Source organism: Aquimarina sp. U1-2, from assembly GCF_017897595.1.
GTDB lineage: Bacteria > Bacteroidota > Bacteroidia > Flavobacteriales > Flavobacteriaceae > Aquimarina.
On the sequence record NZ_JAGKIK010000007.1, the window covers coordinates 179,667 to 201,340 of the forward strand.

Sequence of the window (21,674 nt, forward strand, 5' to 3'; positions counted from 1 at the left end):
TCTGCCAAAATAACGAATTTAGCATGTTAATGTGGCAAATTTATGGTTGAACTATTTTCTAATTAATGCTATATTCGTCTTAATGAATCCGAATATTCTACAGACACCCATTGATTATCTAAAAGGCGTAGGACCTGCCCGGGCAGATGTTCTACGATCAGAATTAGGAATCCATACCTATCAGGATTTGATACATCTTTTTCCGAACAGATATCTGGATAAAACACAATATTATAAGATTAATCAATTACAACGCACCTCTGCCGAGGTTCAAATCGTAGGCAAAATTATTAATATCAAAACTGTAGCGCAAAAACGAGGAAAACGTCTCGTTGCCAAATTCATTGACAATACAGGGGAAATGGAATTGGTCTGGTTTAGAGGGCACAAATGGATACGCGAAAACTTAAAGCTCAATACTCCATATGTTATCTTCGGAAAAACAAAATATTACAATGGGTATAGCATGCCGCATCCTGAAATGGAATTGCTTGAAGAGCATGAAAAAAATCTACGAACAGCCATGCAACCCATATACCCTTCTACAGAGAAGCTTTCTAACAAAGGAGTTACTAATCGAGCGGTCATAAAAATGATGCAACAATTATTTATGGAGACAAAAGTTCGGTTTTATGATACCCTTGCCGAAGATATCGTTTCTGAATTGAAATTAATTTCAAAAAGTGAGGCCATTTTTAATATTCACTTTCCTAAAAGCCAGGAACTTTTGGCCAAAGCACAGTACCGTCTTAAATTTGAAGAACTATTTTATATACAGCTACAACTGATTACAAAAAAAATACTACGAAAACAAAAAATTAAAGGTTTTCCATTCACTGAAGTCGGAACCTATTTTAACTCTTTTTATCAGAACCATTTGCCATTTGATTTGACCAATGCTCAAAAAAAGGTTATTAAAGAGATTAGAAATGACATAGGCAGTAGTGCTCAAATGAACAGATTATTGCAAGGTGATGTAGGTTCGGGCAAGACCATTGTAGGTTTGATGACCATGCTTCTTGCCATCGATAATGGTTTTCAGGCTTGTTTAATGGCGCCTACTGCTATTTTGGCCAATCAACATTATAAGGGAATACTAGAATTAACTAAAGATTTGAAAATAAACGTAAAATTGCTCATGGGCAGTTCTACGACAAAAGAACGTCGACTCATTCATGAAGAGTTAGAGAATGGATCGTTACATATACTCATCGGCACACATGCAGTTTTAGAAGATAAGGTAAAATTTCATAATTTGGGACTTGCTATCATAGACGAACAGCATCGATTTGGTGTAGCACAACGATCAAAGTTATGGCATAAAAACAGGTATCCACCACATATTTTAGTGATGACAGCAACCCCTATTCCCAGAACTTTGGCAATGAGTTTGTACGGAGATCTCGATATTTCTGTAATCGATGAGTTACCGCCCGGAAGAAAATCAATTAAAACCGTACATCGATATGATAGCAATCGCCTTCAGGTTTTTAAATTTATAGCCGATGAAATCAAAAAAGGGAGACAAATTTATATGGTTTATCCGCTAATCGAAGAATCTGAAGCTCTGGATTACAAAGATTTGATGGATGGGTATGAAAGTGTTGCGCGGTCGTTTCCTGCGCCAGAGTATCAAATATCAATTGTACATGGTAAAATGAAACCCGCAGCAAAAGATTATGAGATGGAGCGCTTTGTAAAAGGCGAAACGCAAATCATGGTGGCCACTACTGTGATTGAAGTTGGAGTTAATGTACCCAATGCCAGTGTCATGATTATCGAAAGTGCCGAGCGATTTGGGCTATCACAGTTGCATCAACTTCGTGGTCGTGTAGGGCGAGGAGCCAAGCAAAGTTATTGTATTTTGATGACTGGTCATAAATTATCGTCAGACAGTAAAACCAGATTAGAAACCATGGTGCGCACCAATGACGGTTTTGATATTGCCGAGGTTGATTTAAAATTGCGAGGGCCCGGAGATATTATGGGAACTCAACAGAGCGGTGTTCTAAATTTGAAAATTGCCGATATTGTTAGAGATAATGATATTCTAAAAACAGCGCGATACTATGCTATGAAAGTTTTAAATGAAGATCCTACGTTGTCTTTAGAAAAAAATAAAGTCTTGAATTACACCTATCAACAAATGGCGAAATATAAAAATATATGGAATTATATCAGCTGATCTATCATAAGTCGTTCAGTGATTCGTTATTAATTTAACTGGCTTGCACTTTTTCTATTTGCTAAAAAATACTTTTTTGCACTTATGTTTTTATAATTAGCGTATTATGAAACCCTCATAGAGGGATTGGATATGGCAAGGTAATCGCCTCTACAAAAGGACATGAATTAAAGATGGAATCGTAAGTCCAAGGAAATATCAATGAATTTTATACAAAGTATTGATAATCAATTTTTAAATTAGTTTTATTTGTATGAGATAATTACTAAAATTCAAACGTATGAAAATAACAATTTTACTAAGTATTACCTTATTTTTAAGTGCTAATCTACTTGTAGCACAGCATCTGGAAGAGCAAGAATGGGCTAAACTTTCGGAATACATTGCATCTGGAAATATAAAAAAATTTGAAGACGACCTTGCCGCTAAAAACTTTACGAAAGCTGAAGATACAAACGGTAATTATACGTTTTATAACTGGAAGAATACAGAGCCGTTTTATTATGGCGTTCGGGTAAACAAAGCCTCTAAACAAGTGACCTATATGACAAATGATCAGCAGTATGTTTTAAAATTGTTATCTCGTTTTCTGTCTGAATATACATTGATCAATTCTGATCAAAAAGACACGACATCTAGAACTCATATTTTTCAATCTTCTGAAAATACTATTGCCATAAAACTTGATTTGTCTACCAATAAAGGAACACACTTGCTTTTTGCCAAGACAAAATCTTGAGGTATTACTATATATTCGCTTTACAATATCGATTTTTCACTTTAAATGATGAATGAAAAAATTCTTGAAACCGAAAGACTTCTATTAGAAAAAGCCTCGATAAACGATTCTAAATTTTTCTTTGAATTGTTGAATAGTCCAAATTGGATTGAACATATTGGTGACAGAGGAATTAAAAGTGAGACTCATGCTATTACTTATATCAAAAAGAGCTTACTTACTTCGTATAGCAGTAAAGGATACGGTCTGTATAAAGTATCGTTAAAAAACACGCAAGCACCAATAGGTATTTGTGGATTCGTAAAACGAGAGTACTTAAAAAATCCCGATATTGGATTTGCTATTCTACCCGATTACGAAGGCAAAGGATATATGACAGAAATTGCTATAGCAACTTTAGCGTATGGAAAATCTAACTTAGGTATACATCCGATTTACGCAATAACGACTGCCGAAAATAGTAGATCATGTATGCTTCTTACTAAAATAGGTCTTTCAGAAATTGGAAAAATTCAGCCACCGGATAGTAAGATCAAGTTTTTATTATTCTCTAATGAGTAAACTACTTCGAAGTCTGGCGATTTTCTGTACTATTTCTTTCGTTTTGTATAACAGATAAATTCCTAGGATGGTCTTCTTAATCCATAAATCCACTCATCTTCATATTCACCAAATTTAAATAATGTCTTCGTAAATTTAGCTTCTAATACAAAACCTGTTTTTTCGAGTACTTTTTGAGAGGCTAAATTACTCCCGAATGATCTGGCAAATATCCTATCAACATTAGACAGGTGTTCAAATCCGTAAACTACTATTTGTTGAATAGCGCTAGAAATGATTCCGTTGCCCCAATACGGTTCTGCAAGCCAATAGCCAAGTTCTGCATTTCTACAATGGATATCGTCTTGTGGATGCAGACCTATGCCTCCACAGGCTTCATTGTTGATGACAATGGCAAAAATATAATGCGTAGATTTTTGTGTAGCGAAGGCTATAAAATTTTCTCCATCTTGTTTTGTATAAGGATATGGAAATTTATCAGATAGATTTCTGGCAATCTTGTAGTTATTGGCATATCGTACCAAATTTTTCAAATCTCCTTGTTTCCAGGGTCGGAGTATAAATTTCATTTTCGTCAGATTATCAAATTCATCTACGTTTATTTTGAAGGTATGTTAAACCCGTATTACGTATAATAAAATCTCTTACGGCTTAAGATACCTTGAAAAACAAACGCTCTATATTCATTTAGAAATCAAGGCATACGACTGCTGTGCGATCTCTAGTTCTTCATTTGTAGGAATGACTAACACGTTTACCCGTGAAGAAGAAGAACTGATATCCCGAATTTCTTTTGATCGGATCTTATTTTTTTCTGAGTCCATTTCAATACCCAAAAAATCCAATTCTTTACAAACTAAACTTCGTATGTGGTCAGAATTTTCTCCTATTCCGGCAGTAAACACAATAGCGTCAAGACCATTCATAACAGCCGCGTAACTACCAATAAACTTTTGGATGCGATATGCATTCATGGTTAAGGCTAATTTACAGTTGCGATCTCCTTCATTAGCTTTTGCTTCAATATCCCTTAAATCGCTGTATCCCGTAAGCCCCAGCATCCCACTATTTTTCTGCAAAATACGATATACTTCATCTACAGTATAGCCTAGGGCATTGATCATATAGAAAATAACGGCAGGATCTATATCCCCGGATCTGGTTCCCATAATTAATCCATTCATGGGCGCAAAACCTAAAGTATGATCTATACTTTTACCGTTTTTTACCGCGGTCATACTACACCCATTACCCAAATGAATGGTTATGATTTTGCTGTGCTCCCGATTCAAATATTGAATAGCCTTTGCCGCTACATATTTATGACTTGTCCCATGAAAACCATAGAGTCTTATATGGTGCTGGTCTAAAAATGTATTCGGAATCGCATACTTATAGGCTTTAACCGGTATGGTTTGATGAAAAGCAGTATCAAAAACAGCAATTTGCTTAGCTTCAGAAAATATAGCTTCTGCAACCAAAATACCTTGAAGATTTGCTGGATTATGTAACGGGGCAAGAGATGAAAGTTCTTCAATTTTTTGCTTCACCTCTTCGGTTATGATCACAGTATCGGCATACGCATTTCCCCCATGAACTACTCTATGTCCCACCATCTGGATATCTGAAGCAGACGCTACAACACCTACGCGATCACTCATAATATATGCTGCTACAAGTTCCAGCCCTTGCTTATGTGTTTTAATAGCCAATGTTTTTTCAAACGCTCCTTTACCCGATGTATAGGTTATTTGTGAGTCGTTTAGCCCAATTCGCTCGACCAGGCCAGAGCAAATAACTTGTGCCTCTGGCATTTTGAATAACTGAAACTTAATTGAAGAACTTCCAGAGTTTAATACTAGTATTTGCATAACTTAACTCATCTAGATTTTAAATTATAATCCCTGTGCTTGAATTGCAGTAATGATAACAGTATTGTATACATCATCTACAGTACAACCTCTACTTAGATCATTAACCGGTTTATTGAGGCCTTGTAACATTGGCCCAATCGCCAAGGCACCTGTTTCTCGTTGAACAGCTTTATACGTATTATTTCCTGTATTCAGATCTGGAAATATTAACACACTAGCTTGGCCTGCAACTTCAGAATCAGGAAGTTTACTTTTTCCTACCCTTAAATCGACTGCGGCATCATATTGAATAGGTCCTTCTACCTTAAGATCTGGTCGTTCGCGATTTACAATAGCAGTAGCTGCTCTTACCACCTCAACGTCGGCTCCTTTTCCTGATGCCCCCGATGAATATGATAACATGGCTACTTTGGGTTCTATGCCAAAAGCAATGGCTGACTCTGAAGATGATATCGCAATTTCAGCCAATTCTTCTGCATTAGGATTTGGATTAATGGCACAATCACCAAATACCGAAACACGGTCTTCTAAACACATAAAAAATACAGATGATACTACCTTAACACCTGGTTTCGTTTTAATAAATTGTAATGCTGGTCTAATGGTGTGTTGTGTAGTATGTACTGCCCCAGAAACCATACCGTCTGCATGGCCTTTGTAGATCATCATAGTTCCAAAATATGAAACATCTGCCATCATATCCCGAGCCATGTCCATATTTACATTTTTGTGTTTACGTAATTCGTAAAATGTTTCTACATAATCCTCATAGTGAGGTGACGTTGTTGGAGAAACAATATGCACTTTGTTAAAATCAATAGAAATATCAAGTTGTGTGGCTTTATTTTTTATCTTTTTCTCATCTCCGATTAACGTGATATCCACCACATCTGATACGAGAAGTCTAGAAGTTGCCCAAAGAATTCTCTCATCAGAACCTTCTGGCAATACAATATGTTTTTTATGCTGAAGTGCTCTTCGAAGCAAATTATACTGAAACATTCGTGGCGTTAATCCATCTGATTTGAACGTTACCAAACGATTAGCCAGATCATCTTCGTTCACGTATTTGGCAAAAGTGCTGATCGAAGTAGTAATCTTTGGTAAATTATCCAAATAGATTTTGGATTTGATTGCTCCTATTTGGTTGGTAATGGCAAAGGTGCCACTAGCTACAGATATAATCGGAAATGAAAGAGAAACCCCTTCAATAAGTTCAAGAATAGGTTTTTCTGGAATGATGCCACCCGTAAGAATCATTCCCGAGATTTTGGGATAATTGTCTGATATGTTAGCTTGTAATACCCCTAAAATAATATCAGCTCTATCCCCTGGAGTGATGACAAGACTGTTTTCCTTAAGATGAGTAAGATAGTTACGCAATTGCATGGCTCCCACTCCAAAACTACCCGCTTGATTATTGATATATTCTTTTCCAAAGAGTATCGTTCCATTCAACTCCTTCACAATTTCTTTGACTGTTGGGTTGATTAACGAATCTAATTTTGGTATTATAATTTGATCGACATGATCTTCAAATGTTTGTTGAAATAAGCGCGCTAACTCTTTTTCGTTTCCTGGTATCACTTTATTAGCAAATACAGCCAGCACCTCGACGTCTTTACTAAGAAATGTATCATACGCAAGCTTTATATTACCAACAATATCTTCATTTTTTTTATCAATCCCACTCGCGATCAAAATTGCCGGAATGCCCAGATTTTTTGCAATAATTACGTTGATATCAAATTCTATAATACTACCTTCATCAGAAAAATCTGTTCCTTCTACCAGGATGAAATCGAATTTCTCTTCAAGTCTCTTGAACTTACGTATAATTTCATCAATAATCTCACCTGATTTTCCTTCGTTGTATTTTTGAAGTATTTCACTTCTGGTAAAAGCATATGCATTTTTAAAATTAATATCCAATTCGAAAAAAGAGATCACGGTATTAATATGATTATCGACTTCTCCTTCGCTGGGATCGTCAATAATAGGTCTAAAGTACCCTACTTTGGCAATTTTGCCAAGCAGCATTCGCATCATTCCTAAAACTACAATAGACTTTCCACTATTAGGTTCAATAGTTGCAATATAAACAGCTTTACTCATTTAAATCGGTTTATGGCAAAGATACACCAATACGCAATGGCACACGACAAACAGCTAAAAATTCATTACTTTTTTTTATATTCTGAAATAAGGTCACTAACCGAAATCATCTAGTACCAAATTGACCTATTCGTCTAATAATTGCCCAACGAATTGCTCAAATTCAGTTTTAAATTTCTTATAGGGCGTCCCGGTCGCCGGACCATTAAATCCAGTATGTATTTTGCGAACTTTTCCTTTCTTATCCAGAAAAATGGTAGTAGGATATGACAAAACGTGATTTAACATAGGAAGTTTCTCCTGTGCTTTTTGTTTATCTGAAGTTCCATATTGAGCCAATAGAATGGGGTACTCTACTTTCAATTTCTCTTGTAATCGTTTTATGGACTGAAAAGCTTTATCTGAAGTTTTTGCATATTCGAATGCCAGCGCCACAAATTTGATATCTTTTCCTTTATTCTGATTGTAAAAGTCAACGTAATATTTGGTTTCATCCATACAATTAGGACACCATGTTCCCATAATTTGAATGATGACTACATTATTTTTAAACTGGTCATCTTCTAATGAAATCATGTTGCCGTTAGTATCAGGAAAACTAAACGATAAGGTATCATAACCTTCTTTCAAAAATGTTAACGAATCTTCTTTAGGAAGCTCAAAGTCTTCATTTCGTTTAGCGGTAAAAGAGGTTTTCGAATGATTACCAGAATAAAAATAGCCTTCAATTTTGTTTTCAGTAACATTCGCTTCAAATAAAAATGCGTGGGCTCCATCAAAAGTGGATAATTGTAAACGGTTTCCATTAAGTACACCTTCCAAATAGCGATAATCACCTGTGGTTGTTCTAAAAGTACCTGTAACTATATTTCCATTTTGTTTAAAAATACCTTTGGCATTATAACGTTCTTTAGTAGTATCTTCTTTAAAGACGGTCTCCCACGCCCCAGTAATGTTATGTAATGGCTTTTCAGAAATTTTAAATCGATCCTGTTGCCCATATTGTGCTTTAAAGGGCACTACTCTATTCAGACTTTGATTGATAAAGTTACCCAATATAAGGGTAGAGTCGATAAACTTTCCCTCAATATAGCCTTCGAACACAGGAAACTTAATTTGGATACTATCCTTATGGGGTATTACTTTATCTACTTCAATACTCTCTTCTGCATTAAATATAGTTAAACTTTGATCATCCATAACCTCGAATAAAAAGGGTAACTCTTTATGATCCTGAACCTCTAATACTCCTCTCCAGGGACCGCTTTTAAAGTCAAAAGACAATTGTTGTTTATCCTTTTTACAGGCTACGCAGCATATTACTATTACTAAGAAATATAGTTTTTTATGATTCATAAATTAGGTGGTTGTCTATAAAAAACTGCCGGTAACATGTTATGTAACGGCAGCCACGAATTAATTTCTGTTATTCAAATTTCTGAATATATGTTTTTAAATTTACTAATGTGATTAAAGTCAACCCAATCCCGAAAAAAGGTCAATTCAGTATCACATAAATTTCACTTTCAAAAAGTTTAGATAAAAAGCCGAATCGAATGTAGCCCTAATAAAAACTATGATAACTAAGCGAACATTTAAATTAAAAATTATTGCTTCTTTTTATGGGTCTTGGTTTTATCATTTTTTTTACCATCGTCTTCTTTTTCAATAAGAATCGCGGGGGCTCCCTTCTCTGATTTTTGACGAATTATAACATCCTTACTTTTGTCATATCCTTCAGGAAACACAGGTTTGCCATTAGCATCAATAAAAGGTGCTGTCTCTTCGTCGTAAATAACTAATTCTTCAATATTCGAGGCATTAACTTCATTTTTCTTAAGTTTCTCGATAGTTACATTTTTTTCTTTTTCAGTATGCATACTTTTTTCTTTTTGCTGTTGAGCAAAAGTAAATGAGCATAGTAATAAAAAAGTAATGAAACAATACGTACTTCGTTTATAATCTTTCATCTCTCTATATTTTTTGTTTTTTAATTGTCAAATGGAATCGCCATCTCATCCTATCGGTGGGTATCATCCTTTTTGTTATGACTTATTTCATAATCATTTGAATTTAAATTCAAAAATACCAATATCCATAATTTAACTTAAACGGTTTGCGTCGAGCTAAATACTGAAACGAGTTCAGCACAGGCTTGTTTCAGCTTCTCATCTCAATGTACTGAAAATAAACGTAATGAGATCCTGAAATGAATTCAGGATGATTTCTCAGTTAAATTTTAGGTATACTAACGGATAATCAATTTCAAAAATACAAAAAATAAACTACTGTAAATCGCAAATCTATATATTTAGTAACTTATGTTTAATCAAATCAGTAGAACATCTTTTATTCATGAGAAGATAAAGTCTTTCTTGTTTGCCACCTTTAGTCAATATAGTATCTTTACAAATTAAATTTACAAAAATCATCAATGAAAATTTCATACAACTGGTTAAAGCAGTTTATTAACCTGGATTGGGATGCAGAAAAAACCGGTAATTTACTAACAGATCTTGGGCTAGAGATTGAAGGTATAGAGAGCTATCGAAGTGTTAAAGGTGGACTGGAAGGTGTTGTTGTTGGGCAGGTTGTAAACTGCGAAAAACATCCTAATGCCGATAAATTAAAAATCACCCGAGTAGATCTGGGCGCTGGTGAACCGGTACAGATTGTATGTGGCGCACCCAATGTTGCTGCCGGACAAAAAGTACCTGTTGCCACCATTGGTACAGTATTATATGATGCAGATGGAGCAGAATGGACTATAAAGAAAGGTAAGATTCGTGGAGAAGAAAGTCATGGGATGATTTGTGCCGAAGATGAACTGGGTCTTGGAAAAAGTCATGACGGAATTATGGTGCTGGATGCGAACATACCGGTAGGGACTAAAGCTTCAGAAATCTTTGATATTGAAAACGATCAAGTCTTTGAAATTGGTCTTACTCCAAATCGCGCAGACGCTATGAGCCATTGGGGTACAGCCAGGGATCTTAAAGCTGGTCTTCGTCAAAAAGATATCAATGTAGAGCTCATTACTCCTTCTGTAAGCAATTTCAGAGTCGAAAACAGGTTGAATAAGATTAAGGTAGATGTAATGAATACCGATCTTGCTCCCAGATATTGTGGAGTTACTATTTCTGATATTCAGGTCAAAGAATCTCCAACATGGCTGCAACATAGACTTCAATCTATTGGGCTTACTCCAAAAAATAATGTTGTGGATATTACGAACTATGTACTACATGAATTAGGTCAACCTCTTCATGCCTTCGATACGCATTATATTGAAGGTAATCAAATCGAAGTAAAAACCTTGAGTTCTGGCATAAAGTTCACCACATTAGATGGTATCGAACGAGAATTACACGAAGAAGACCTTATGATTTGCGATGTTGAGAAGCCACTATGTATTGCCGGGGTTTTTGGAGGTGTTACTTCTGGAGTTACAGAACGTACAACTTCTATTTTCTTAGAAAGTGCCTATTTTGATCCGGTAACGATTCGAAAAACTGCTAAAAGACACGGATTAAATACAGATGCTTCATTTAGATTTGAACGTGGCATAGATCCAAATATCACCGAATATGCTTTAAAAAGAGCCGCTCTTCTTGTTCAAGAATTAGCTGGAGGTCATATCTCTAGTGAGATCATAGACCTATACCCAAAAAAAATAGAAGATTTTCAAGTATTCTTATCCTTTGAAAACACCACTAAGTTAATAGGCGAAGAAATTCCGAAGGACACCATTAAAAGCATTCTATCCTCACTTGATATTAAATTGAATAGTGTTACCGAAAGTGGCCTGGGGTTAACCATTCCAGCGTATAGAAATGATGTACGACGTGAAGCAGATGTTATCGAAGAAATTCTAAGGATATATGGATATAATACTATTGGATTTACTCAGAAATTAAATGCTTCGATTGCTAATGTAGATAAATTCTCTGATCACCATGTTCAAAACACAATTTCAAACCAACTGGTAGGACAAGGGTTTCATGAAATGTTGGCCAATTCGCTAACCTCTCCAGAATATGGGGCGTTGAGCAAACAAATCCAACCTGAAAACAATGTAGAAATGTTGAATCCATTAAGTAACGATTTGGCAGTTATGAGGCGCTCTTTGTTGTTTTCAGGCTTAGAGGCCGTTTCGTATAACATAAACCGAAAAAGACCGAATCTTAAATTCTTTGAGTTTGGAAAAACCTATCATCATTTTAATGAAAGCCACATTGAGAATAAACACCTAAGTATACTTATTACTGGTAATGAAAATGCTGAAAGTTGGAAAAATAAGCAACAACCCAGTGATTTCTTCTACTTAAAAGGGATAGTATCTTCGGTTTTGAACAGACTAGGTTTGGAAAAACTTAAAACCGCGCCTATCAAAAATGATCTTTTTTCTGAAGGAGTATCTTTAAGTTTAGGAAAAGCTAAACTTGTGGATTTTGGTGTAGTAAAAAAATCTGTGCTTACACATTTTTCGATTTCACAAGACGTGTTTTATGCTGATTTTAATTGGGATACTGTTTTGCAGTATGCAAAATATAATACTATTAAATACAGGGACATCCCCAAGTTTCCTGAAGTTCGTCGTGACTTTGCGCTGCTATTAGATGAGCATATAAAATTTGAAGACATTCATAGTATTGCAAAGCAAACCGAAAAACAGCTTTTGAAAGCTATACATCTTTTTGATGTCTATCAGGGCAAAAACCTCCCTAAAGGGAAAAAATCGTATGCTGTAAGCTTTACGTTACAAGATGAAAAGAAAACACTTACTGATAAACAAATTGATAAAGTCATGAATAAACTGCAACATAATTTTGAAAGTAAATTAGGTGCAGAATTAAGATAAGATGTTCACAGAAAAATATCCTATTGCTCACTTTACATCCCTTAAAAAGTTAATGTAATTGATGCCTTGATACTAGTTTCATCAAAGCTACTGTACTAAAAATGCACATTGGCAAGTAGTATTGATCAAATAGTAGATTTTGATCCGTTTGGTATATTCACTTGAGTTTGCTTCTATTATAGACTGTCAAAAAACTGTTAATTCGAATACTTTAACGAATGAAAAGTATATCGAGAATAGGTTTTTGATTCCAAAATGCTTGTTTTCGATACAAAATTCTTATTAGAATTTCAATCAAACTGATGCATTTTGGATTTATCGAACTTAGGTTAGTAGTTCAAAACTAGAGCACAAAAAAACCGAAAGTGTACATACTTCCGGTTTTTATGTATGATTATTTGCGAAAATCTATTAGTTTCCTCCTTCGAGTGCTTCCAACTTACTTTTAACTTCATCAGCTTTTGGATCATCTAATTGATAATAAATATTCATCAATGTTCTTAAAGCTTCTAAGTTGTCTGGCTTACTTTCTAGCGCGCCTTCTAAATAAGGAACAGCGGTTCTGTAAATATCCATTCGCTTTTCTTTAAGCTCATCGTATCTTTTATAGTCTTTACTAGAAGTACCTAGATTATTCATTTCATCAACAATACTCTTTTCTTTTCCCAATATAGCTGCAGCTATATTTATTTGAGCTGCAGAGTAATCAGGTTTTAGCTCTAGTGCTTTCTTATAATATGCTACTGCCTGGTCATTATCTCCTAATCTAGAAGCGCTAACTCCTAAATTATATAACAAATCTGGGTTTTCTGGATCGTTTGCTACGATTTGTTCCATTAACTCTTTGTACTTTTCAATATTACCCAGCTTATAATAAACATCGGCTTCTGCTTGCATTAAAGCAGCATCATTAGGATTTTCTTTTTTTGCATCCTCAAGCGCTTTCATAGCTTCTTCATCTTTACCTTGATTGATATAAATTAAAGCAATGTTTTTCGCAATTTCTCCGGATTTTGCTGGGCTTTTTCGATCTTCAGGTTTGATATAAGATCCAGATTTTACAGATAAATCTCTCGTTTGTTTCGCATCGAAAGGCTCTACCTTCCCAGTTTCTTTATTAGTCGCAACATATTCTACCGTAACACCCTGGAAACCTAAAGTCTTTAATTCTTCATAATATTTAAGAGCTGTATCGTAATCTTTGGCATTCACAGCATTACCAGCTGCGTAATATAAATATGTAGTATCTACTTTATTCGTGGTATATCCCAAATATAATTTATCTGAAGCTCCTTTATAATTTTTTGCATTTTGATCTTTGATCGCACTTTCTATTAGAGATTGACGCAATGCCAATAATTTCTGATTAGCTTCTGCAGAAAATTTAGAATTACCAGAAGCTTGCTCTAATTCGATAGTTTTATTGTAAGCGGTAGCAGCCTGCTCAATTTTATCTAAAGAATCTGCGCTATTAGACGCAAGTACCTGTCCTTTCAAAAAATAATACTGCGCTTTTTGCTTTTCATCAGCAGCTTCTAATTCTCCTTCAGCAGTTTTTAATGCTGTGCTTGCCGCTTCTATATCACCAGATTTCAAGGCTTTTGAAGCTGATTTTAAGGCTTGTTTTTGAGAAAATCCGACAGTACTGATCATTACTAATAGTACTACGATAAATTTAGTCTTCATTATTCGAGTTTTTAATATAAGTTTTAATTATTCTTCCGTTTCTTTATCAATATTCGTGCCATTAGACGAAGAATCTGTCTCTGGATTAGCTGATGCTATTTCATCCAAATTATCTTCATCTAATTCGTCTTCGTCATGTATTACTTTGGCCACAGCGGCGATAGAATCTTTACCTTTTAAATTAATAAGACGAACTCCTTGAGTAGCGCGGCCCATCACACGTAAATCTTCTACTGCAAGCCTAATAGCGATACCAGATTTATTAATAATCATCAAATCATCAAGATCAGTCACATTTTTGATAGCGACAAGATTACCGGTTTTTGGCGTAATCGAGATGGTTTTCACTCCTTTTCCACCTCTATTTGTAACCCTGTAGTCTTCTAATTTAGAACGTTTCCCGAAACCATTTTCAGATACTACCAGTATATTACTTTCCATATCATTAACGGCTACCATTCCTATTACTTCATCCTTATCATCGGCGAGACGTATACCCCGCACTCCAGAAGCACCTCGTCCCATAGGCCTGGTCTTCTCTTCTTCAAAGCGAATGGCTTTTCCAGATTTTACAGCAAGCATTACCTGACTTTTACCATCAGTTAATCGAGCTTCTAGAAGTTCATCATTCTCTTTAATAGTAATCGCATTAATTCCATTGGTTCTCGGTCTCGAATATTGTTCTAAAGACGTCTTTTTGACCTGACCCTTTTTTGTTGCCATAATGACATAATGCGAATTGATATAGTCTTCGTCCTTTAAATCCTGAGTACAAATAAAAGCTTTTACTTTATCATCTGTACTGATATTGATCAAATTCTGAATCGCTCTCCCTTTTGAAGTCTTACTCCCTTCTGGAATTTCGTACACCCGCATCCAAAAACATTTCCCCTTTTGGGTAAAAAACAACATATATTGATGATTGGTACCTACGAACAAATGTTCTAAGAAGTCTTCATTTCTTGTAGTGCTTCCTTTTTGACCAACTCCACCTCTATTCTGCTTTTTATATTCATTTAGTGAAGTTCGCTTGATGTACCCGGCATGTGAAATAGTAATCACTACCTTTTCATCAGGAATCATATCTTCTATACTAAGATCTCCTCCTGCATATTCAATTTGGGAACGACGCTTATCCCCGTACTTTTCTTTTACCTCGATAAGCTCATCTTTAATAATGGCCATACGGCGCTCTTTTTTATCTAAAATATCTTTTAGATCCTCGATGGTTTTCATGAGCTCTTCGTACTCTGCACGAAGTTTATCTTGTTCAAGACCGGTTAACTGACGCAAACGCATCTCGACTATAGCCTTAGCTTGTATTTCAGATAGTTCGAATCGTTTTATTAACTTCTCACGTGCTTCATCGGCGTTGGCAGATGCTCTAATTAAAGCTATGACTTCGTCAATATTATCAGATGCGATAATTAATCCCTCGAGTATATGAGCTCTTTCTTCCGCTTTTTTAAGTTCAAATTTTGTACGCCGAACGACTACTTCATGTCGGTGTTCTACAAAATGATGAATCATTTCTTTTACGTTAAGCAACTGAGGTCTACCATTTACCAGTGCGATATTATTTACACTAAAGGAAGACTGTAAAGCAGTATACTTATATAAAAGATTTAAAACAATATTAGGTATAGCATCTCTTTTAAGTACATATACAATTCGCATTCCTTTTCTATCAGATTCATCACGAATTGTTGAAATACCATCTATTTTTTTATCGTTAACAAGATCGGCAGTTTTTTTGATCATGTCTGCCTTATTCACTTGATATGGAATTTCGGAAACAATAATACATTCCCTCCCATTTACTTCTTCAAAAGATGCCTTTGCGCGTATTACTATCCTACCTCTACCTGTTTTAAAGGCTTCTCGTACACCATCATACCCATAAATAATACCACCAGTAGGAAAATCTGGTGCTTTAATATGTGTAATTAATTCATCTACTTCAATATTAGTATTATCGATGTAGGCCACGGTTCCATCTACCACTTCACTAAGATTATGAGGTGGCATATTGGTTGCCATTCCCACCGCTATTCCAGAAGCTCCGTTTATTAATAAACCGGGGACTCTGGTAGGAAGAACAGTAGGCTCTTGTAGCGTATCATCAAAATTAAATGTATGGTCTACAGTATCCTTTTCGATATCAGCAAGCATATCCTCTGATATTTTACGCATTCTTGCCTCTGTATATCGCATGGCAGCGGGGCTGTCGCCGTCTACAGACCCAAAGTTACCCTGACCGTCGACTAGCATATATCGTAAACTCCATTCCTGAGCCATACGAACCATAGTATCATACACTGAAGTATCCCCATGTGGGTGATACTTACCCAAAACCTCTCCAACGATTCTTGCAGATTTTTTATGAGCACTACTTGCTCTAACGCCTAATTCGTACATACCATACAGCACCCGTCTATGTACAGGTTTAAGTCCATCCCTAACGTCTGGAAGTGCGCGAGAAACAATTACAGACATCGAATAATCGATGTATGCAGATTTCATCTCATCTTCTATATTAATAGGTATAAGTTTTTCTCCTTCTGTCATAAAAAACTTTTTTCTATAATTGAATTAATAAACGCGCTAATTTAAGTAAATAAGACGTTTGTACCGTGATTTTAGCTATCTAATATACGCAATTTATTAACAAAAATTATAGTATCTTTAGTTAATAAGTCGAGTACCCCTAGTTTTGATTATTAAGCCTTTTTTTGTCTATTTACAAAGAAGTACGAAAAATACTTCTTTAAATTTTAAAGGATTGAATTAAAAAATTATTCATATACCTATCATAATCATGACAAAACGTTGCTATATTGTCATAATTTGTTAATCATGATGTAAAAGGAATAGTTTTTGTCGTACTAGTCTTAAAAATTACTATTTTAGTTATAAAGAAAAAGAAAGAGAGAAAGTATATGGATGACAATTTTTCACCAAGAGTAAAAGATGTTATTGCTTACAGTAAAGAAGAAGCCTTGCGACTAGGTCACGACTTTATTGGAACAGAGCATCTCATGTTAGGCTTGTTGCGCGATGGTAGTGGAAAAGCAATAAGCATCCTGGATGCCTTGGATATTGATTTGACAAATTTAAGAAGAAAAGTAGAAATTTTAAGCCCCGCAAATCCTGATATTGCTATAGTATCCAACGAGAAAAAAAACTTACACTTAACAAGACAGGCTGAACGCGCTTTAAAAACAACATTTTTAGAGGCAAAACTTTTTCAAAGTTCTTCTATCAATACAGCCCACCTTTTGTTGTGTATATTAAGAAATGAAAATGACCCTACTACAAAGCTTTTAAATCGTTTAAAAGTTGATTATGATAACGTTAAAGACCAGTTTAAGTATATGATTGCGAACGACGAAGAATACATAGATAACCCAAAAGCCGAATCCTTTTCTGACGACGATGATTTATCAGGGGATTCTTCTAAAGAAAATCCGTTTAGCTCTTCTACAGGAGGAAATAAAGCAGGTAAAAAATCAAAAACCCCTGTCTTAGACAATTTCGGTCGTGATTTAACCGCCATGGCAGAAGATGGTAAACTAGATCCTGTCGTGGGAAGATCGAAAGAAATTGAGCGGGTTTCGCAGATACTAAGTAGACGTAAAAAAAATAATCCACTTCTTATTGGAGAACCTGGTGTAGGTAAATCTGCTATCGCCGAAGGTCTTGCATTACGTATTGTGAAACGAAAAGTATCCCGAATTTTATTTGATAAAAGAGTGGTGACTCTTGATTTGGCAAGTCTGGTTGCCGGAACTAAGTATCGCGGACAATTTGAAGAGCGTATGAAAGCCGTGATGAACGAGCTAGAAAAAAACGATGATATCATCCTCTTTATTGATGAAATTCATACGATTGTAGGTGCAGGTGGAGCAACAGGAAGCCTAGATGCTTCAAACATGTTTAAACCTGCCTTAGCGAGAGGCGAAATACAATGTATCGGTGCTACTACTTTAGATGAATACAGGCAATATATTGAAAAAGATGGCGCGCTAGAAAGACGTTTTCAAAAAGTGATTGTAGAGCCTACCAATATTGAAGAAACAATCGAAATTCTTAATAATATTAAGGAAAAATACGAAGAACATCATAATGTTAATTATACGGATGCTGCTATTGAAGCCTGTGTAAAATTAACGAATAGGTATATGACTGATAGATTTTTGCCAGATAAAGCGATCGATGCGCTTGATGAAGCCGGATCTAGAGTGCATATCACAAATATTGATGTTCCAAAAAAAGTTCTTGATCTTGAAAAGAAACTTGAAGAAGTTCGTGAACATAAAAATAGCGTCGTAAAAAAACAAAAATATGAAGAGGCTGCAAAGCTTAGAGATGACGAAAAGAATTTAGAAAAAGAGCTAAGCAAAGCACAAGAACAATGGGAAAAAGAATCGAAACTTCACAAAGAAACCGTTGATGAAGAAAATGTGGCAGATGTGGTATCGATGATGACAGGTATTCCTGTTAACAGAATTGCTCAAACTGAAAGCAATAAATTGGCTGAATTGCCTGATCTAATTATGGGTAAAGTAATTGGTCAGGAAGAAGCCGTAAAGAAAGTTGTAAAAGCCATACAGCGAAATCGAGCCGGACTTAAAGATCCTAATAAACCTATCGGTTCTTTTATATTCCTGGGACAGACTGGTGTTGGTAAAACACAATTAGCAAAAGTACTGGCCAAAGAACTTTTTGATAGCGAAGATGCACTTATTCGAATCGACATGAGTGAATATATGGAAAAGTTTGCAGTGTCTAGACTAATTGGTGCACCTCCCGGTTATGTAGGTTATGAAGAAGGTGGGCAACTTACTGAAAAAGTAAGAAGAAAGCCGTATGCTGTAATCCTTCTTGATGAAATAGAAAAAGCACATCCCGATGTTTTCAATATGATGCTACAAGTACTGGATGATGGTTACTTAACCGATAGTTTGGGTCGTAAAATAGATTTTAGAAACGCTATCATTATTATGACCTCGAATATAGGAGCTCGTAAACTCAAAGATTTTGGACAAGGAGTTGGTTTTGGTACAGCAGCCAAAAAAACGCAGGCAGATGATTATGCAAAGGGTATCATAGAAAGTGCTCTTAAAAAAGCTTTCGCTCCCGAATTTTTAAATAGAGTTGATGATGTAGTTGTATTTAATGCTTTAGAAAGAGAAGATATTCATAAAATTATTGATATAGAGCTTGATAAATTATATAATCGTATCAAAGGATTAGGATATGATCTATCCCTTAGTGAAAAAGCAAAAGACTATATTACCGAGAAAGGTTTTGATAAACAATACGGTGCACGACCTTTAAAGAGAGCGATTCAAAAATATATTGAAGATGCTTTGGCCGAAGAGATCATTAACGCCCAGTTACAAGAAGGTGATAGTATTTTTATGGATATGGACGATTCAGGTGAATTAACTATTAATATCGAAAAAGCTAAAAATTCGACAGAATCATAATTTTGGACTTTATTCCAAAGATTTTAAATATAAAAGTAAGGCTGCTATAAACTAGCAGCCTTACTTTTTTATCCTATTTACGTTAATAATAACCCGTGTTATGTATTATATTATCTTAATAAGGATTGAAGGGCTGCGGTGACATCGCAAAATATAGCCAGCGTTTATTTTTGAAGGTATGTTAAGCCGTAATAGATTTAATAATGCATAAAAATTGAGTACCCCCGTTTTACGTCTAATTAAATATCCAAATAATACCTAGCAATTGAGTTTGTCTCTATAAGTATTCGATATCATACTTTGTAGATCAAATTTGTCGTGTGGAAATCTTCATATAAAAAAGAAAATAAAGCGGCTGGTATAAATTATTCAATTAATACTCAAATACTTGATGTATTTATCAAAAAAGATGTATCAGGTTATAATTTGATACAATTTCACCTCTAAATTACACTACCTTCCATTCAAAATTATGTATTTGGCCAAAATACAATCTCTATTAATCTTAAAACTTTTACAATGAAAAAATCAATTTTTAGTATGCTTCTAGCCGGAGCACTAGTAACCTCCTGTAATATCGAGGACGACACAGATATTAATTCCCAAACGGTCGAAACAACTTCTCAGATCGAAACGACACAAGGAAAATCTATTATCGTAGATGGTCAAATTTATCATGCCGGATTTGGTATGGATCCCGCAGGATATCGCCCATTCAATATTGCCATCTCAGACGCAAATCTAATTCAAAGCAGTGCTGTAGGAAGCCCGGCAACCGATATTGAATTAGAGGTAATTGAGACAAACCAAGAACTATCCAGATTTATAAAGAAAAGTTCAGAAACATCTGCTGGTTTAGAGCTCAAAATTTTCGAATTGGGTGGATCGAAAAAAAAAGCCATTGAACAAAAATTCACGTTTAATAAAAATCATATTTCGGTTATCGCTAAAATTAAAGTGAAACGTTTCCGAAATTTGGTAACAGGTACTCCCGCAATGCGACCAGAGGCGCAAACGTTTATCGATAACAAAGACTTTAATAGATTCTTGTCGGCATATGGAGCGCTTTACATAGACGACCGTATTACAGGAGCAGAAATTTATTATGTGTACAATTATAACTACACAAAACAAACGATGCTTAGTAAATCTAGTTTCAAAAGAGCCGCTAAATTTTCTATTGGCAAAATTTTTGGATTTGATTCTGATGGAAGTGCTACTTCTCAAGAAGAAAAAATTATTGAACAAACTATGATTAAATCAGGAATTGTATCTGATTTGGTAGGTTATGCGCCAAACACCATTTCCAAACCTGATGATGTAAATCGAGAAATCAATAGAATACAAGATTATTTACGCTCGAACCCTGAGTTGGCAGGAGATATAGAAACCAAACTAAAGCCTTATAGTAGTTTTATAAATTCTTCAGAACTAAAAAAAGCTGCTGAAAAAATTACCGATTGCTTTAAGAATAAAGAAGACTGGGAATTTGTTAGAGATTTTATAATTCATGTTAAAAATAATACGAATTCTAACAAGATTAAAAAATTGGCAGTTTCGAATTTGGCTACGGTTAATCAATATATCAATAAATCGATAAACTGTTCTGCTAATATTCCTTATGATATAAGTGTTATATCTCAACTAAAGCTACTGAGACAACAAGAGGTAGCATCTGCCAAATTGTATCGATATTATAGTAGAAAAAATGCTGATCACTATTATACAACTGACTTTAGCAAATATGGCAACGGAAACAACACTTGGAAATTAGAAGGTGTACAATGTATAATTTTCAAGAATAAAATTCCGGGAACTGTACCTTTACACAGATATTACCATGCCGGGAGATCAGACAATTTCTACCCTATATATTATAACGAAATAGGAGACGGTTCTACATATGGTTTTGTTTATAAAGGGATATATGGTTATGTGTACAAATCTGATCATAATCAAGGTATCCCCTTCTATAGAAAACGCCATAGTAGAACAAAAGACTTCTTTTTTACAACCAGTAAAACAGAAGGAGCTCCAGATTATGCGATTAAAGCTATCAACGGGCGGGTTTTACCTACTGACTATTTCAATTGATTATGATACTTAAGAGCTTATCTTAATTACTAGTTTTCGTTTTATACTGAAATATACTTTTTGAAAA

13 protein-coding genes are annotated in these 21,674 nt (G+C 35.0%); 6 read left to right on the top strand and 7 right to left on the bottom strand.

Annotated features, from left to right (window positions below):
• The first annotated feature begins 82 nt into the window (after positions 1-82).
• The 3 genes from recG to J8281_RS11330 all read left to right on the top strand — a co-directional run bounded on the left by recG (position 83) and on the right by J8281_RS11330 (position 3,485).
• Positions 83-2,185, top strand: coding sequence for an ATP-dependent DNA helicase RecG (recG, locus tag J8281_RS11320; protein WP_210197735.1), 2,103 nt, complete (start codon positions 83-85; stop codon positions 2,183-2,185).
• Positions 2,186-2,465: 280 nt separating this feature from the next.
• Positions 2,466-2,924 (top strand): hypothetical protein, encoded by a 459-nt coding sequence (locus J8281_RS11325; protein WP_210197736.1) that lies wholly within the window; start codon positions 2,466-2,468, stop codon positions 2,922-2,924.
• Between the two features lie 45 nt (positions 2,925-2,969).
• The gene (locus J8281_RS11330) at positions 2,970-3,485 is read left to right on the top strand and encodes a GNAT family N-acetyltransferase (RefSeq protein WP_246849087.1); all 516 of its coding nucleotides are present in this window, start codon (positions 2,970-2,972) and stop codon (positions 3,483-3,485) included.
• A 62-nt stretch (positions 3,486-3,547) separates the two neighbouring features.
• On the opposite strand, the gene J8281_RS11335 is transcribed toward J8281_RS11330, so the two are convergent.
• From J8281_RS11335 to J8281_RS11355, 5 genes are all read right to left on the bottom strand, one after another.
• Entirely contained in the window at positions 3,548-4,054 is a 507-nt protein-coding gene (locus tag J8281_RS11335; protein WP_210197737.1) for a GNAT family N-acetyltransferase, read from the bottom strand.
• Between the two features lie 114 nt (positions 4,055-4,168).
• Positions 4,169-5,356 carry an acetate/propionate family kinase gene (locus J8281_RS11340; protein ID WP_210197738.1) on the bottom strand — a complete coding sequence of 396 codons (1,188 nt, stop codon included), beginning with the start codon at positions 5,354-5,356 and terminating at the stop codon, positions 4,169-4,171.
• A 24-nt stretch (positions 5,357-5,380) separates the two neighbouring features.
• Positions 5,381-7,474, bottom strand: a complete 2,094-nt coding sequence (gene pta, locus J8281_RS11345) for a phosphate acetyltransferase (RefSeq protein WP_210197739.1) — start codon at positions 7,472-7,474, stop codon at positions 5,381-5,383.
• Positions 7,475-7,600: 126 nt separating this feature from the next.
• Positions 7,601-8,830 carry a peroxiredoxin gene (locus tag J8281_RS11350; protein ID WP_210197740.1) on the bottom strand — a complete coding sequence of 410 codons (1,230 nt, stop codon included), beginning with the start codon at positions 8,828-8,830 and terminating at the stop codon, positions 7,601-7,603.
• A gap of 251 nt (positions 8,831-9,081) precedes the next feature.
• Positions 9,082-9,444 (bottom strand): hypothetical protein, encoded by a 363-nt coding sequence (locus J8281_RS11355; RefSeq protein WP_210197741.1) that lies wholly within the window; start codon positions 9,442-9,444, stop codon positions 9,082-9,084.
• A gap of 464 nt (positions 9,445-9,908) precedes the next feature.
• Here J8281_RS11355 and pheT point away from each other — a divergent pair, with 464 nt between their 5' ends.
• Positions 9,909-12,335, top strand: a complete 2,427-nt coding sequence (gene pheT, locus J8281_RS11360) for a phenylalanine--tRNA ligase subunit beta (protein WP_210197742.1) — start codon at positions 9,909-9,911, stop codon at positions 12,333-12,335.
• A gap of 411 nt (positions 12,336-12,746) precedes the next feature.
• On the opposite strand, the gene J8281_RS11365 is transcribed toward pheT, so the two are convergent.
• Positions 12,747-14,021, bottom strand: a complete 1,275-nt coding sequence (locus tag J8281_RS11365) for a tetratricopeptide repeat protein (protein WP_210197743.1) — start codon at positions 14,019-14,021, stop codon at positions 12,747-12,749.
• Positions 14,022-14,048: 27 nt separating this feature from the next.
• Complete coding sequence (gene gyrA / locus J8281_RS11370; RefSeq protein WP_210197744.1) at positions 14,049-16,589, bottom strand: DNA gyrase subunit A; 2,541 nt, start codon at positions 16,587-16,589, stop codon at positions 14,049-14,051.
• A gap of 371 nt (positions 16,590-16,960) precedes the next feature.
• On the opposite strand from gyrA, the gene J8281_RS11375 reads away from it, so the two are divergent.
• Positions 16,961-19,513, top strand: a complete 2,553-nt coding sequence (locus tag J8281_RS11375; RefSeq protein WP_210197745.1) for an ATP-dependent Clp protease ATP-binding subunit — start codon at positions 16,961-16,963, stop codon at positions 19,511-19,513.
• Positions 19,514-20,032: 519 nt separating this feature from the next.
• Complete coding sequence (locus tag J8281_RS11380) at positions 20,033-21,607, top strand: hypothetical protein (protein WP_210197746.1); 1,575 nt, start codon at positions 20,033-20,035, stop codon at positions 21,605-21,607.
• Positions 21,608-21,674 lie beyond the last annotated feature (67 nt).

What these genes read in the sequence shown, in the direction of transcription:
- pheT (WP_210197742.1), top strand. Translation starts at nt 9,909, where the DNA reads ATGAAAATTTCATACAACTGGTTAAAGCAGTTTATTAACCTGGATTGG.
- J8281_RS11380 (WP_210197746.1), top strand. Translation starts at nt 20,033, where the DNA reads ATGAAAAAATCAATTTTTAGTATGCTTCTAGCCGGAGCACTAGTAACC.
- J8281_RS11330 (WP_246849087.1), top strand. Translation starts at nt 2,970, where the DNA reads ATGATGAATGAAAAAATTCTTGAAACCGAAAGACTTCTATTAGAAAAA.
- J8281_RS11325 (WP_210197736.1), top strand. Translation starts at nt 2,466, where the DNA reads ATGAAAATAACAATTTTACTAAGTATTACCTTATTTTTAAGTGCTAAT.
- pta (WP_210197739.1), bottom strand. Translation starts at nt 7,474, where the DNA reads ATGAGTAAAGCTGTTTATATTGCAACTATTGAACCTAATAGTGGAAAG.
- gyrA (WP_210197744.1), bottom strand. Translation starts at nt 16,589, where the DNA reads ATGACAGAAGGAGAAAAACTTATACCTATTAATATAGAAGATGAGATG.
- J8281_RS11375 (WP_210197745.1), top strand. Translation starts at nt 16,961, where the DNA reads ATGGATGACAATTTTTCACCAAGAGTAAAAGATGTTATTGCTTACAGT.
- J8281_RS11355 (WP_210197741.1), bottom strand. Translation starts at nt 9,444, where the DNA reads ATGAAAGATTATAAACGAAGTACGTATTGTTTCATTACTTTTTTATTA.
- J8281_RS11335 (WP_210197737.1), bottom strand. Translation starts at nt 4,054, where the DNA reads ATGAAATTTATACTCCGACCCTGGAAACAAGGAGATTTGAAAAATTTG.
- recG (WP_210197735.1), top strand. Translation starts at nt 83, where the DNA reads ATGAATCCGAATATTCTACAGACACCCATTGATTATCTAAAAGGCGTA.
- J8281_RS11350 (WP_210197740.1), bottom strand. Translation starts at nt 8,830, where the DNA reads ATGAATCATAAAAAACTATATTTCTTAGTAATAGTAATATGCTGCGTA.
- J8281_RS11365 (WP_210197743.1), bottom strand. Translation starts at nt 14,021, where the DNA reads ATGAAGACTAAATTTATCGTAGTACTATTAGTAATGATCAGTACTGTC.
- J8281_RS11340 (WP_210197738.1), bottom strand. Translation starts at nt 5,356, where the DNA reads ATGCAAATACTAGTATTAAACTCTGGAAGTTCTTCAATTAAGTTTCAG.